The sequence below is a fragment of the Streptosporangium sp. NPDC001559 genome (genome assembly GCF_042893955.1).
In the GTDB taxonomy this organism is placed as follows: Bacteria; Actinomycetota; Actinomycetes; order Streptosporangiales; family Streptosporangiaceae; genus Streptosporangium.
On record NZ_JBIAVG010000010.1, the window covers coordinates 64124 to 78514 of the forward strand.

General features: G+C 71.5%; 11 protein-coding genes. 2 read left to right on the plus strand and 9 right to left on the minus strand.

The features are described 5' to 3' along the window. The first annotated feature begins 8 nt into the window (after positions 1-8). On the plus strand, positions 9-3815 hold the full coding sequence (locus ACFYY8_RS22460) for a multicopper oxidase domain-containing protein (protein ID WP_390043817.1): 3807 nt from the start codon (positions 9-11) through the stop codon (positions 3813-3815). Further along, complete coding sequence (locus ACFYY8_RS22465; RefSeq protein ID WP_390043820.1) at positions 3812-4534, plus strand: DsbA family protein; 723 nt, start codon at positions 3812-3814, stop codon at positions 4532-4534. Before ACFYY8_RS22460 ends, ACFYY8_RS22465 begins: the two co-directional genes overlap by 4 nt. A gap of 233 nt (positions 4535-4767) precedes the next feature. Here the strand turns inward: ACFYY8_RS22465 and ACFYY8_RS22470 are convergent, their stop codons facing one another. From ACFYY8_RS22470 to ACFYY8_RS22510, 9 genes are all read right to left on the minus strand, one after another. Then, complete coding sequence (locus ACFYY8_RS22470; protein ID WP_390043822.1) at positions 4768-5502, minus strand: polyphosphate kinase 2 family protein; 735 nt, start codon at positions 5500-5502, stop codon at positions 4768-4770. 42 nt (positions 5503-5544) lie between these two features. Further along, positions 5545-5943 (minus strand): hypothetical protein, encoded by a 399-nt coding sequence (locus tag ACFYY8_RS22475; protein WP_352012019.1) that lies wholly within the window; start codon positions 5941-5943, stop codon positions 5545-5547. Between the two features lie 68 nt (positions 5944-6011). Further along, positions 6012-6641, minus strand: a complete 630-nt coding sequence (locus ACFYY8_RS22480; protein ID WP_390043824.1) for an ATP/GTP-binding protein — start codon at positions 6639-6641, stop codon at positions 6012-6014. Further along, positions 6622-7011, minus strand: coding sequence for a DUF742 domain-containing protein (locus ACFYY8_RS22485; protein ID WP_390043826.1), 390 nt, complete (start codon positions 7009-7011; stop codon positions 6622-6624). Before ACFYY8_RS22485 ends, ACFYY8_RS22480 begins: the two co-directional genes overlap by 20 nt. Next, a complete protein-coding gene (locus ACFYY8_RS22490; protein WP_390043828.1) occupies positions 7008-7436 on the minus strand; it encodes a roadblock/LC7 domain-containing protein in 429 nt (142 codons plus the stop codon). The genes ACFYY8_RS22485 and ACFYY8_RS22490 overlap by 4 nt, the downstream gene beginning before the upstream one ends. A 98-nt stretch (positions 7437-7534) precedes the next feature. After that, positions 7535-9961 carry a nitrate- and nitrite sensing domain-containing protein gene (locus ACFYY8_RS22495; RefSeq protein WP_390043830.1) on the minus strand — a complete coding sequence of 809 codons (2427 nt, stop codon included), beginning with the start codon at positions 9959-9961 and terminating at the stop codon, positions 7535-7537. A 327-nt stretch (positions 9962-10288) separates the two neighbouring features. Next, positions 10289-12019, minus strand: coding sequence for a prenyltransferase/squalene oxidase repeat-containing protein (locus ACFYY8_RS22500; protein ID WP_390043832.1), 1731 nt, complete (start codon positions 12017-12019; stop codon positions 10289-10291). Then, entirely contained in the window at positions 12016-12915 is a 900-nt protein-coding gene (locus tag ACFYY8_RS22505; RefSeq protein ID WP_390043834.1) for a terpene synthase family protein, read from the minus strand. Before ACFYY8_RS22505 ends, ACFYY8_RS22500 begins: the two co-directional genes overlap by 4 nt. Further along, the gene (locus tag ACFYY8_RS22510) at positions 12912-14294 is read right to left on the minus strand and encodes a cytochrome P450 (protein ID WP_390043836.1); all 1383 of its coding nucleotides are present in this window, start codon (positions 14292-14294) and stop codon (positions 12912-12914) included. Before ACFYY8_RS22510 ends, ACFYY8_RS22505 begins: the two co-directional genes overlap by 4 nt. Between the last annotated feature and the right edge of the window lie 97 nt (positions 14295-14391).

Here is a 14391-nt window from a genome sequence, read left to right on the forward strand (position 1 = left end):
TCCCCGCCATGACCGACCAGGCACCGCAATCGTCGGCGACCGGTATCCGCACCTACGACGTCGTCGCGCTCTCCACCCCGATCGCCTACAACGCCTTCGGCGACCACGACCGCAACGGTGCGCTCTACGTGTTGGCCGAGGACGCCGAGGAGCTACGCCGGCTCGCGGCCTCCTGGCCCGTCCCCTTCCCCAACTACCTGAGGGAACCCGACCGGGTTCCGAAACCGCATCCGCTGGCCCGCCCCCTGGTCCTGCGCGCCCGCAAAGGCGAGCGCCTGAGGGTACGGCTGGCCAACGAGCTGCAGTGCGCCGTGGGGATCACCATGCAGGGGGTACGTTACGACGCCCGCACGATGGACGGACTCGCGGCCGGGGCCAACCCGGACAGCAGCGTGCCACCGGGCGGAAGGCGCACCTTCGAGTGGACCTGTGAGCACGAAGGGGTGTTCCACTTCGGCAACATGGCGGACCCTCGCGGTGAGGGAACGCAGAGCCACGGCCTGGTCGGCGCCCTTGTCGTCGAGCCACCCGGCGCCACCTGGACCGACCCCGAGACGGGCGATCCGCTGACCGGCGGGCCGTACGCCGACGTTCACCTGCCGGACCGCAGCTTCCGCGAGTACGTCATCGTCATGATGGAGTATCCGAGCAACGACAACCCCGCCGTGCCTCCTCCCATGCATGGGCACGGGCAGGCTCAGGGCCGCCCGGGCCTTCCCGTCGCGGCGGCGACCGGCGCCGCCTCCCTCGCTCCCGCGGGCCCCGGCCCTGACAGCCTTGCCGACCTGACACCGCCCAACAACGCCATGCTGCCGGTCAACCTGCGGATCGAGCCCATGGAATGGCGGATGTACCAGTACCACCGGATGCTCGACCAGGGCCTGCTCGACCCGGTGCGGGACGCCCAGACCGGCGAGGAGATGCACCACAGTTCGTGGATGTTCGGCGACCCGTCCACACCCGTGCTGCGCGGTTACGCCGGTGACCCCGCCGTGATCCGCCTTCTGCACGGCGGCATGCGCGACACCCACGTCTTCCACACCCACCTCCACCAGTGGCGCGCAGATCCCGCGGACCCCGCTTCGCCGATCGTGGACTCGGTCAACATCAGCCCGCAGGAGGGCATGACCTTGGACCTCATCGGCGGTCTGGGGTCGGCGCAGCACGCGGCCGGGGACTCAATCTGGCACTGCCACATGTACGTCCACTTCCACATGGGCATGTGGGGCATGTTCCGTATCTTCGACACCCTCCAGGACGGGACGGGGACCTACCCGGACGGCAGCCGGATCGCTCGGCTGCTTCCGCTGCCGCACCGCGCGGTCCCGTCCCGGCCCACCCCGGAGCGTCCCGGCTTCCCCGGCTTTCTGGCGCGCTCGGCGGCCTTTCCGCAGAAGAACCCCCGGCCGCCGCGTACCCCGCATCAGCCTCCCGGCATGGGACGCGCCCCCACCCCGCTTGAGGAGGCCGCCTTCTGCCGGGACCCTCAGCCGGGGGAGGCGTTCACAAAGATCGGTCCCCCCGGCGCGCCGGTGCGCCGCTTCCACGTCGTGGCCATGTCGGGAACGCTGTACTACCACGGTTCCCCCCAGGACGAGCGCGTCGTCCCCTGGCACGACCACGGCGGACTGTTCTACGTCCTGGCCGAGGAGATCGACGAGGCGGGCGGGCTCGCCGAGTTCCAGCGCCGCCTGGCCAGGGGCGAACGCACGGTGGAGCCCCTGGTCATCCGGGCGCACAAGGGTGAGATCGTGGAGATCACCCTCACCAACGCCCTGCCCGCCGGGCCGCAGCAGGAGACGCCGTTCGACCCGGCGCTGCCTTTCCAGCCCGAGGTGGGGCTCCACACCCATCTGGTCAAATACGACCCACTGATCTCCGACGGCTCCGGCATCGGCTGGAACTACCTGTCCGGAACCACCACGGCCGATCAGGGGGCCGAGGCGTTCGCCCAGTACAACTCCTGGACCTACCGCTGGTACCTGGACGAAGACTTCGGCACCGTCTTCTTCCACGACCACCTGCTGGCCAACCGCCGCCAGCGGCACGGGCTGTTCGGGGCGCTGATCGCCGAGCCCGAGGGCGCGCTGTGGGTGTCGCCCGCCGATCACACGAGGGAACTGCGCCGCGGCACGCAGGCCGTCATCCGGCTTCCCGACGGCACCTCCCACCGCGAGGCGGTGCTCATGATCGCCGACTTCGTCCCCATGGTCGAACACACGATGCCCGGCGCCGGGCACCCGCCGGACGGCGGGCAGAGCGGACCCGGCGAACACAGTGGGCACGGGGGGAACGGGGGGCACGGCGGCGGCCCGATCAATCCGCCGCCCCTCCCCGGCGGTCCGGACGACCAGGGCGCGGCCGGGGTCAACTACCGCTGTGAACCGCTGGCCAGGCGGGACGGCGATCCCGCGGACTGGTTCTCCAGCGCCGTTCACGGCGACCCCGGCACCCCGCTGTTGCGGGCCTACCCGGGTGAGGAGGTCCGCCTGCATGTCCTTCAGGGGTCGCACGACCTCCAGCACAGCTTCACCGTCCACGGGGCGCGCTGGCGCGAGTGGCCGGGCCGCCGCGACACCGTGTGGCGCAACCAGCAGACCCTGGGCATTTCCAACACCGCCGAATTACGGCTTGAGGGTGACCTCGGAGCGGGCGATCACCTGTGGGCCTTCTGCGCGAGCAACGACCTGTGGCTGGGGTGCTGGGGCCTGCTTCGCCTGCACCCGGACCACCAGCCCGACCTACCGGCGCTGCCCGCGGCCGCCCCCGGCCGCGACCTCCTACCGATCGGGCGGCCGATCCGTCGCTTCACCGTCCGTGCCCGTCCCCGCACCCTCGCCTACAACGAGCGGCGCTTCGATCCGTACGGGCTGACCTACAGCGTCGACGGCGCACCCGCAGGCCACGGCCCGCTGGTACTGCGCTGCCGTGCGGGCGAATGGGTCGAGGTCGAGCTGGTCAACGAACTGGACGGTCCCCCGCCTGCCAGTGCTCTCGACCCCGGGTTGATGGGAGAGCAGGACCCGGGTGCGCGCGTCGTGTCCGGCCGGGTATCCCTCCACCCCACGCTGCTGCGTTACGACGTGCGGGCCGCCGACGGCGCCTTTGTGGGCCACAACCCGGACAGTACCGTTAAGCCCGGCGATTCCCACATCTACCGCTGGTACGCCGACACTCCCGGGGTCGCCCTTCTGCGCGATGTCGCCGATGTGATCACGCATATGCGCCGCGGACTGGTCGGAGCCCTGGTGGTCGAGGAGTCCGACTCCACCCCTCATGACCCGGCGACCGGCGGTGAGCGCTGGACCGGAGAACAGGCCGTGGTGCGCCGCCCCCGCGCGGCACCGGTTCATGAACTGGTCCTGATCTGCCAGGACGGCCTGCGGATGTATCACGACGGCGACTTGACGCAGCCGGTCACCGACCTGTTCTCCGACAGCCCGGACGACGCGGGGCAGAAGGCGTACAACTACCGCACCGCCTCCCTGCACCCGCTGCGCCCGAAGCTGTCGGACGCGCACCCGCCGACACCGATACTGCGCTGCCGTACCGGCGACGAGGTCGCCGTCCACCTGGCCATCGGTGCCTCGCGCAGTCGCAACCAGTGCTTCACCGTACACGGCCAGGTCTGGGATGCCTCCGAAAGCGGCCTTGGCCGCCACGTGTCAACCATCGGGGCGCTCGCCTCGGCCGCGACCCGCACCGTCCGCTTCCTGGCCGGGCGCCCGGGCGACTACGTCTACCGTACCGGCAACCTGCACTGGGGCCTCAGCGAAGGTTGGTGGGGGCTGGTGCGGGTGGAGGAGAGACCATGACATCGACCATCGCCAACGACCCCCGGCTGCCGGCCACCGCCGAAACCATCGTGGTCTTCTCCGACCTCAACTGCTCGTTCGCGCACGTCGCGGTGCATCGCCTGCACGAGACCCGGCGGCGGCTCGGCCTTGACGGCCGCATCTGGTTCGACCTGCGTGCCTTCCCTCTCGAACTGTTCAACGAAGAGGTCAATGCCCGCCCTGGTGTCGACTCGGAGATCTCCGTCCTCGGTGCCATCGAGCCTGAGGCCGGTTGGCGGCTGTGGCAGGGCCCCGACTGGACGTACCCGGTCACCACGCTGCCTGCGCTGGAGGCGGTGCACGCGGCCAAGGCGCAGAGCTGGCATGCCAGCGAACAACTGGACCGCGCCCTGCGTCGCGCGTTCTGGGCCCAGGGCCGGTGCATCTCGATGCGGCACATCATTCTGGCGGTCGCCGGGGAAACCGGGGCGGTGGACGTGACGGCGCTCGCCGCCGCACTGGACACCGGCTCGGCCAGGGCCGCCATCATGGACCAGTACCAGGCCGCCCGGCACGGCAGGGTCCGATGCAGCCCCCATCTCTTCTTGCGCGACGGGACCAACAGCGCCAACCCGGGCATCAGTGCCCGCTGGCTGAACGGCGACTTCGGCACCGGCTACCCGGTCGTCGACGACGACCGGGCGCAGGTCTACGAGGAACTGCTCATCCACGCGGCGCGACTCGCCGAGTCCGGATAGCGCCGGGTGCTCTCTCCGCCGCCCCTGTGGCTTTCGGGCCCACGCCGCAGGGGCGGCTCACCGGACGTTTCGCGTGCCGGCGATATGGGCCGGTCGGCGACCGTTGAGAAACCCCTCGGCACCGGGTGCCCGCCCAGCGCTTCCAGCGGACGAACGGCGAGGAAGACACCGGCCAGAAAGCGCCCAGGCCCGCGGCACCGCTAGGCGCCGCAGAACAATACGACCCGGTGCGATCAGCACATCCCCTTTTCCATCGCGGCGCAGACCGTTTCCACCACCACGACGCGGGCCAGGCGTTTGTCGTCGCCGGGGACGACGTGCCAGGGGGCCTGGGGCTGGTCGGTGCGGGCGAGCATCTCCTCGACGGCGGCCTCGTACTGCGGGCGTTTGTCGCGGTTGCGCCAGTCCTCGTCGGTCAGTTTCCAGACCCGCAGCGGGTCGCCCGCCCGGTCCTCGAAGCGCCGTAGCTGCTCCTCCGGCGAGACGTGCATCCAGAACTTGACCATGATCATGCCCTCGGCGACGAGGGTCCGCTCGAACTCCACGATCTCGTCGTAGGCCCGCGACCACTGTTCCTCGGTGGCGAACCCCTCGACCCGCTCGACCAGCACCCGCCCGTACCAGGAGCGGTCGAGCACGGTCATCCCGCCCCAGCCGGGCAGCGCCGGCCAGAACCGCCACAGGAAGTGGTGCCGTTTCTCGTCGTAAGTCGGCGCGGCGAACTGGGCGACCCGTACGTGCCGGGGGTCGAGGGGACGCACGAGGCGTTTGATGGCCCCGCCCTTGCCTGAGGCGTCCCAGCCTTCGAACACCACGCACACCGGCGGGCCGATGCGGCGCTCGCCGATCTGCCCGCCCAGCATGAGTCTCAGCCGCAGCAGCCGTTCGAGGGCGGCGTCGAGCCGCTCCGTGGCCTCCTTCTTGGAGAGCTTCTGGGAGAGATCGACATCGGACAAACGGTTGTTCATGACCCCAAGCCTGACATCGAAGGCGGCGGGGCCGCCACCGGCTCAGGTAACGGTGATCTTGAAGGTCGCCTGTTCCCGCCCGCCGTCCGCGCAGTCGGCGCAGGCGAGGAGGGTGATGGTGGCCGTGCCGCGATACTTGGCGTTGAACACGAAGTAGCGGGTCGCGCGCCCGTCCTCGGTCCGCCGCTCCTGGCTGATGAAGGAGGCGACCCTGGCGTCCGGCAGGGCCGCGAGCCGCCAGCCCGCGGCGCCGTCGGTCACGGCGAGGGAGAAGCGCCTGCCGAGGGGGAGGCCGACCTCGACGGTCCTGCCCGCCTCCCCGCGCACGACGGTGCCGAAGTTGTAGACGGCGCCTCCGGCGCCGCAGCCGGTGACCAGACCCGCCAGGCCGGTCAGCAGAACCGTCAGTACGGCCGCGACGGCCCGCGTTCGGTGAACCACGCAGGCCACACTAGCGACCGGGGCCGCCGGTGCCGCACCTGGCCGTACGGCTCGCCGGGCGGGAGTCCTCACTGGGAGGCCGTGCCCCCGTGAAGGTCCCCTCCGACCGTCGCGCCGAGACGCGTCCGCATCGCGTGCTCGACCAGGGCGATCAGCACCTCCTTGCCCGACTCCCGCTGCCTGGCGTCGCACATCACGATCGGGATGTCCTCGTGGAGGGTGAGGCCGAGCCGTACCTCCTCCAGGTCGTAGCGGCGGGAGCCGTCGAAGCAGTTCACCGCGACGATGAAGGGCGTCTGGCGCCGCTCGAAGTAGTCGAGGGAGGGGAAGCAGTCGGCCAGCCTGCGGGTGTCGGCGATGACGACCGCGCCGAGCGCACCGAGCGCCAGCTCGTCCCAGAGGAACCAGAACCGCTCCTGGCCGGGGGTGCCGAAGAGGTAGAGCCGGTAGGCGTCGCCGATGGTGATGCGGCCGAAGTCCATCGCGACCGTGGTCGTCCGCTTGCTCTCGACGCCGGACAGGTCGTCGATGCCGACTCCCCTGTTGGTCAGCGTCTCCTCGGTGCTCAGCGGCGCTATCTCGGAGACGGAGCCGACCAGGGTCGTCTTCCCCGCGCCGAAGCCTCCCGCGACCAGGATCTTGATCGCCCTGGGCAGCTTGATCCGGCCCGCGTCGCGGCTAGAGCGCACGGAGTCCATCGAGCACCGCCCTGTACAGCCTCTCGTCTTGCATGTCGGTCTCCGAATGCGGCTCTTGCAGGGCGATGTAGCCCTGGTCGAGCAGGTCGCCCAGCAGGACACGGACCGTGCCCGCCGGAAGGTTGATGTGCGCGGCGATCTCTGCGACCGACTGCGGCTGCAGGCAGAGCCGCACGATGGCCAGGCACTCCGGATCGAGCCCGGTGTCCCGCTGCGACAGGGCCCTGACGGCCACCGCCAGCGTGACGAGGTCGAATCTGCCGCTGGCCGGTTCCGTCCTGCCGCGGGTCAGGACGTACGGCCGGACGATCGCCCCGGCCTCGTCGCCCACCCACTGCGTGTCGGGCGGTTCCTCGAAGGGGTCGTTCATCGTGGTACGTCGTCCTTGAGCGGCTCCGCCGTTCTGGCGGGCGAGATGAGGTACTGGCCGACCCGCGCGACGAGCATGGCCATCTCGTAGGCCACCAGGCCCACGTCGGCCTCGTTCGTGCAGAGCACCGCCAGGCAGGCGCCCTGGCCCGCCGCGGTCACGATCAGGTAGGCGGAACGCATCTCGATGATGGTCTGACGTACCGCGCCGCCGTTGACCCGGTCGCTGACGCCCTTGCCAAGGCTCTGGATCGCCGATCCGACGGCTGCCAGGTGTTCGGCGTCCGACCGGTCGAACTCCGCCGAGGTCGCCAGCAACAGACCGTCGGTGGAGAAGACGATGCCGTGCTCGGCCTCTCCGACCCGCTCGATGAGATCGTCCAGCAACCAGGCCAGGTCGGTGGAAGATCCTGTTCCCTGCACCACTCGTAGTCCTCTTTCTGCCGGTGGGCGTTCGATCGTCTGTCTCTGGCGGCCCGTCTGCACCGGATCGGCGCGGCGGAGATCCGGGACGGTCCCGGTTCTCACCCGCGAGATCCGCCCCCGTCGGCGCGGTCATCCTCCTTGTCGAGCAGCTGTGCCGCGTCCGAACGCCCCCGGCGGGTGCCGTCCTGGAAGGACGCCATGGCCGTGCGGATCATCTCCGGGGAGCGCTCGTCCGGATCTTCGGTGCCCGGCCCCCGCGGCGCGGGCTCGTCCTCCTGCAGCGGTGCGGCGAGGTGTGTCTGCGGTACGCGCCGCGGCAGGCCGCCGGGCGTGTGGCTGGTGTCGGGGGGAGGCAGGACGGGGGGCAGCGCCGTACCGGGACCGCCCTCGCCCACCTGGGGCTCCTGCACCCCTCCCGGGATCCTCCGGTGCGTGACCGGGCGCGTCTCGCGCCGCCCGATGCCGTCCGTCTGGCCGGTGCCGTGACCCGTCAGCGGGTCGGCGCCCCGGCTCCGCGGCCCCTGAGGTGCCGCCTGGGGCCCTCCCTGAGGCCCGTCTTGAGGCCCGTCTTGAGGCACCGTGCGGGGTCCCGCGTGCGGGGCCGGCTGGGCCAGCGGTCCTCCCAGGCCTCCCGCGCCGACCATGCGGGGCTGCGGCACCGCGACGGCGGGTTCCGGCTCCCGCTCCGCCTGTTCCTTGATGAGCTCCTGGGGCAGCAGGACCACCACGGTCGTGCCGCCGTACGGCGAGGCCTTGAACGTCACCCGGATCTCGTGCCGTTCGGCCAGGCGGCTGACCACGTAGAGGCCGAGGCGGGCGTTGCCCGACAGCTTGAGCTCCGGCGGGTTCGCGATCCGCTCGTTGGCGGCGTCGATGTCCTCCTGGCTCATGCCCAGACCCCGGTCTTCGATCTCCAGGGCGTGCCCGTGGGCCACGGAGTATCCGCTGACCTGCACCGTCGTGTAGGGCGGGGAGAAGGCGGCGGCGTTCTCCACCAGCTCGGCGACCAGGTGGATGACGTCGCCGACGGCCCGCCCGTCCAGCGCGACCTCGCCGAGCGGCAGCACGTCGACCCGGGTGTAGTCCTCGATCTCGGCCAGCGCGCCGCGGACCACGTCGATCATCGGCACCGAGTCGCGCCAGGCGCGTCCAGGGGCGGCCCCGGACAGCACCAGGAGGTTCTCGGCGTATCTCCGCATGCGGGTCGCCAGGTGGTCGAGGCGGAACAGGTCACGCAGTTCCTGCGGGTCGTCCTCCCGCCGTTCCATGATGTCCAGGACACTCAGCTGCCGGTGGACCAGCGACTGGGTACGACGGGCGAGGTTACGCAGGATGTCCGCGATGTCGCGCCGTAGCTGCGCCTGTTCGGCCGCGACCTTGACGGCGGTGCGCTGCACGGCGTTGAAGGCCTGGCCGACGTGGCCGATCTGGTCGTTGCCGAACTCCAGCGGCGGCGCCTCCGCCGCGATGTCGACGTCCTCGCCGTGGCCGATGCGCTCGACCACGGAGGGCAGCCGCTCGTTGGCCAGGTCCCAGGCGGCGACCCTGAGCTTGTCGAGCTGCTGGACCAGGGTCCGTGCGGTGGTGATGGACAGGACGATCGAGGCGATGACGGCCAGCAGGCCGAGTCCGCCCGCGAGCGAGAGCCGTACGATCACGCCGGTGGCGACGGGGGTGGCCCGCTGGACGACGCCGTCTCCCGCGCTCAGCACCACGTCCTGGAACTTGGCCAGCACGACCTGGGTCGAGGCGGCCCACTGCCGGGCGTCGACGGGCTCGGTGGGGGCGGGCGCGCCGCCCCGCATGAGCTGCTCCTCCATGACGCGCATGCGGGTGAAGGGCTCACTGCCGATCAGGCTGTCGCAGATGGCCCGGTCCGCGGCGGGCAGCTCGGTGAGGGCGTCCTGGAAGAGGAAGCGCCGGGTGCCGACGGTCTGCGCGAACAGGGCGCGTTCGGCGTCGGTCAGGCGGCCCGCGGTCAGGCCTCCCGCCGCGACGGCGTCCTCCAGGGCCAGAAGGTCCCTGGCCCTGCTCAGCTCGATGACCGTCCGGGTGTCCTTGGCGATGGCGGCGTCGTCGAGCGTCGCCATGGAGTCGTAGATCCGGTAGAGGGAGTCGACGACGTCGGTGAAGACGTCGGCCGCCTTGAGCCGGTCGATGGTGCCCGCGTCGATGGCCTTGCGGCCCTGCCGCAGGCCGTCGAGTCTCTGGACGGTCTCCGTGATGCGCCGGTTGAGGGCGGCGTCGCCGAGCCACTGGACGTCGCCGCCCTGGGCGAGGGTCCTGAAGTTGGCCACCGCGTCCTCGGTGCGCCTGCGCTGGGCGCTGAGGGTCTCGCGCTGCTGGCGGGCGGAGCCCGAGGTGCCGAGGTAGATCAGGCTGAGTCTGCGCTCGTTCTGCAGCTCGACCAGCAGCTTCTCGCTCGGCTCCGCGACGCTCGCGTCGAGCCTGGCCACGCCCAGCATGTTGAAGCCCTCACGTAGGGTGACCCATGCGGTGAAGGCCCACAGCGCGATAAGTGACACCAACAGTGCCGTGACCTTGGTCCGCAAACGCGCATTGCGCAAGCGCATAGCACCCATCCCGGCAAAAGTGAGAGAAAGTCACATTATCGTTTCACGACGATAAATACGTGTGAATGAATAGACGCCACATTACGCCGGACGACGGCATCCGGCCATGGCACCCGGAGAACCTTAGCAATATAGCCAATTACACTCAAGGCAACATTGACCAGATGTGGGCTTCTGTCCTTTTCGCAGATCAATATTCTGCGTTGAATTCCGGTCACCGTCCGCTGTCAGAGACGCGCCGGCCGGACCGGCCCGCCGTGACCGGTGTGCCACGGCAGGTCATGGGCGGTGGTGACGCGCCAGGTGAAGGGCACCCAGGACGGCCGCCCTGACGATCGCCGCCGGGTAGTAAAGGTCCTTGTCGTGCCAGAGGGCGGGTCTGTCCAGCGGTTCCCCGAACCCGGTCACCATGGTCAGCAGCCTGCGGTGCCCGCGCTCGACGGCCGCCGCGCGGCGCTCCGCCTCCACGGCCGTCTCCGTGGCCCCTGCTGTGGCCCCTGTCGTGGCCTGCGGGTCGGGGCGCGTCAGCAGCAGGGTCTGCAGGGCGTAGGCGGTCTCCTCCGCCGTTCCCGTCCAGCGGCCCCACGAGCCGTCCTCACGCTGGGTGTCCAGCAGCCAGCGTGAGGCGCCGCGCACCGCGTCGGCCGACTCCGCGCCGCCGTACTCGCCGAGGGCCAGGGCGCAGCAGGCGGTCGCGTAGTACGGCGAGACGTGCCAGCGGTCCAGCCAGCTGCCGTCGGGGAGCTGGCGCCCGCGCAGCCAGGCCGACAGCTTGCCCGTGGCCGCCGCGTAACGCGCGTTCCGCCCGCCCCCGCCCGCCAGCCGCAGATACTCGCCGAAGGCGTCCAGCACGTGCGCGTTGACCGTCGGCGACGCCCCCTCCTCCCCCTGCCAGGTGCAGAAGTGGGTCTCGGTCTCGTAGGCCCACAGGGCGTCGGGCTCCCGGGGCGCGCGCAGCAGCGCCAGCGTGTACAGGCCGACGGAGGTGGTGTCGGCGTCCGGAGGCAGCCCCGGGCCCGCGGCGACGCCGCCGGGGCCGATGGCGGCGGCCAGCCCGGCCGTCAGCTCCTCCGGAACGGTCACCGGGACGCCCGCGCGCCGCAGCCAGCTCAGCGTCCAGCCCCGCTCGAAGACCGTCACGGGAGCCGCGCAGGGCACCGGGCCCGCGTAACGGTCCACGACCGCCTCCAGGTAGTGGCGCACGGGCGAGTCCTCCCCCGCGCCGCCGAGCCACGCGGCGCCCGCGGCGGGCGAGGCGCCGATCGCGGCGGCCCGCCCCTCACGAAGAGGCGTCGGGACGACTCCCGGGGCCTTCGACGCCGCCTCCGCGGCGACCTCCAGCGCGTGCAGCATCTTCTGCGGGACCGTGGCGCCCGCGGCCAGCCCGGTCCTGACCAGCGCCAGCTTCCCGCCGTTCATACCCCGGGGAGGCGGGAGCGGCTCCCCCTCCCCCAGCGCCGCCAGGTGCCCGTTGAGGCGGCCAAGCAGGTCGGGCACGATGAGCTCGACCGCCGGCATGTCCGGCAGTTCCCGCAGGTCGTAGGGGACGCGCGGATCGCCGCCCCGGCCCGCTCCCGTCTCCGTACCGGCCCAGCGGCGCAGCGCGGCCAGGCCACGCCGTACGGCTCCGCCGACCGCCGCCTCGTCCGCGAAGGGAGTCCCCGAGGCGCCGGGGACACGCCCCAGTTCGGCGGCCAGCGCCTCGACCGCGGCGAGGGTGGGCACCAGCGCGTAGCCGCCGGGGGCGCCCCAGCCGCCGTCGGGGCGCTGGGCGGCGAGCAGGAACCGCACGCGTTCCGTGTGGCCCGTGAGCCAGGGGGCCAGGCTCACCAGCCGTCCCGTCTCGTAGACCGAGACGGAGACCTGGCCCCACGGCTCGGCCGTCAGGCTCGCGACCAGTTCGGCCGCGGCCGCGGCCACCCGGCCCTCCTCGCGGGGAGCGCCCGGCTCCGGCGTCGTGTTCCGGCCCCGCCGTACGGCGCTGGGCAGCCGCAGGTCCTCGACGGTCACAGCGCACCCCAGTAGTCGGTGACCTGGTAGAAGCCCGCGCAGAAGTCCATCTGCCGCTCCAGGTAGCCCGCGAGTTCGGGGGCCCTGTCCCGCAGCGGGGCGATCAGCTCGCGGCTGCGCGCGGCCAGTTCGGCGACCCACCGTTCGACCTCGGCGCGCTCCGGTCCGAGCAGCAGGGCGTTGAGGTCGCCCCAGACGACGTCGCGCCCGTAGGTGCCCAGGTCGTTGATGAGGCGGATCACCCGCTGCACCGATCTCGACGCCTCCGCGACCTCGTCGAGAATCTCGCCGAGGCCTTCGACGGGGCTCTCGGCGGAGCCCGCAGTGTACAGCCAGTGGGAGGCGAAGGCGAAGCAGAAGCCAAGGTTGTCGGCGTTGCCGAGGTAGTCGTCGAACCCGGGGGTGACCTTGTCGGCCTTCCAGCGGGCCTCGCGCAGCATCGCCTCCAGCATCCGCCCCAGCTCCGCACGCCAGAGCGGGCCCAGCACGGGGTGGGCGGGTGAGGCGGCCAGTTCGTCGCGGATTCCGGCGAGCATCAGGGTGAGGTCGTCGCCGTCCTCCGGCGCCGCGCCGCCGGCCACCTCCAGGCAGCGCCGTACGACGTCCTCCACCTCCTCGGGGGAGGACGCGACGTAGTCGACGAGCCAGTCGAGGCCGAAGGCCCACAGGCAGACCTTGTTGGCCATGCGCAGCTGCTCGGCGGTGAACCAGGGCCCGCTGAAGGCCATGGCCAGCGACAGGGTGCTGTAGAGGGCCGCGTCGAACGGCTTGGCGGAGAACAGGCCGGGGTAGGCCTCGGCCCACTCGCGCATGTCCCGCTGGGCCCGGCCCGCGACGGCGCAGATCGTCCCGCACTCCACGGCCTCGGGCCGGGGTGCGGCGCCCGCGCGGATCACGCCGCCACGCCGGGGGCGTGCCTGAGCGGGAGAAGGTTCACCATCACTCTCTCCCTGGGCCTGAGCGAGGCCGCGGGGAAGGGGGTGTACGGCCCCGCCGCGACCTGGATGCGGAAGCGGCTCAGCACGGCGGCCACGATGAGGGGCGCCTCGACGTGGAACAGGTGCTTGCCCAGGCACTGGTGCGGCCCGCCCCCGAAGGGGAAGTAGGAGTAGCGGTGCGCGCCGTCCCGCGCGCCGGGCGCGAAGCGCTCCGGGTCGAAGTCGAGCGGGCGCTCCCAGAACGCGTCGAGCCGGTGGGTGGCGTAGGGGCTGATCAGCACCTGGGCGCCCGCCTTGATCCGCGTCCCGCCCAGCTCGGCGGTCCTGGCCGCCATCCTGGGGAAGATCCAGCCCGCCGGGTACAGGCGCAGCAGTTCCTGCAGGACCATGCCGGTGTAGCGCAGCTCGGGCAGGTGCTCCGGCGCCACGGGGCCGGCGCCGACGACCCGGTCGATCTCCTCCTGGAGTCTGGCCGCGACGTGCGGGTGGGCCTCCAGCAGCGGCCACAGCCAGGTCAGGGTCATGGCCGTCGACTCCGAGGCCGCGCCGTAGACGCTGACGAGGTTGTCGCGGATCTGCTGGTCGTCGAGCGGCGCGCCGCCGTCCTCCTGACCGACCCGGCAGAGCGCGGAGATGACGTCGTGGCCGTCGTCGCGTTCGGCCCGCGCCTGGCGGATCACCGGGAACACCACGTCGTCCACCGTCTTGACGGCCCTCATGAAGGCCCGGTCGCCGGGGACCCGTACCGAGTAGGGCATGAACGGCATGAGCAGCCGGAAGTTGATCGAGGTCGCGGCCGTGTCGTAGGCGGGGGCCAGGAGCTCGCCCTCCTCGGGGGTGATCCGGTCGCCGAACAGCACCCGGATCACGGCCCTGTTCACGATCCTGGACATCTCCTCCATGATGTCGACGGACCGTCCCGACGTGGCGTACGCGTCGAGACGCGAGACACAGTCCGTGATCACCTTCGCCATCTCCCCGGCGAGCGTGGCGATGTAGCGTCTGGTGAAGAGGGGCTGCAGGACCTTCCTGCTCGACTCCCAGGGCTCGTCCTCGCCCAGGACGCTGGCACCGGTCATGCGGCGCAGGGGGCGCCAGAACATGCCGTCGCGGCGGTAGCCGGTCCACTCGGCTCTCAGCACCTGCTGGACGTGGTCGGGATGGGTGACCAGATAGGGGCGGAAGAGCCCGAGGTCAAGCCGGACGACCTCGCCCTTCACCCGTCTGCCCATCTCGGCCAGGGCGTTCACCGGGTCCCTCATCAACCCGGGAAGGGCACGGTGAACGGGGACGGTCCTGCTCCGCCGGAATGTTCCCGCGGTCGCGTCGATCGACATTGCTACGCTCTCCCACCTCGCATGACGCGAACACACGCAGCGTGACCGCCGCCCGCGGCGATGCCGGGGCGGTCGAACGCAATCAGGGACCGCGGCC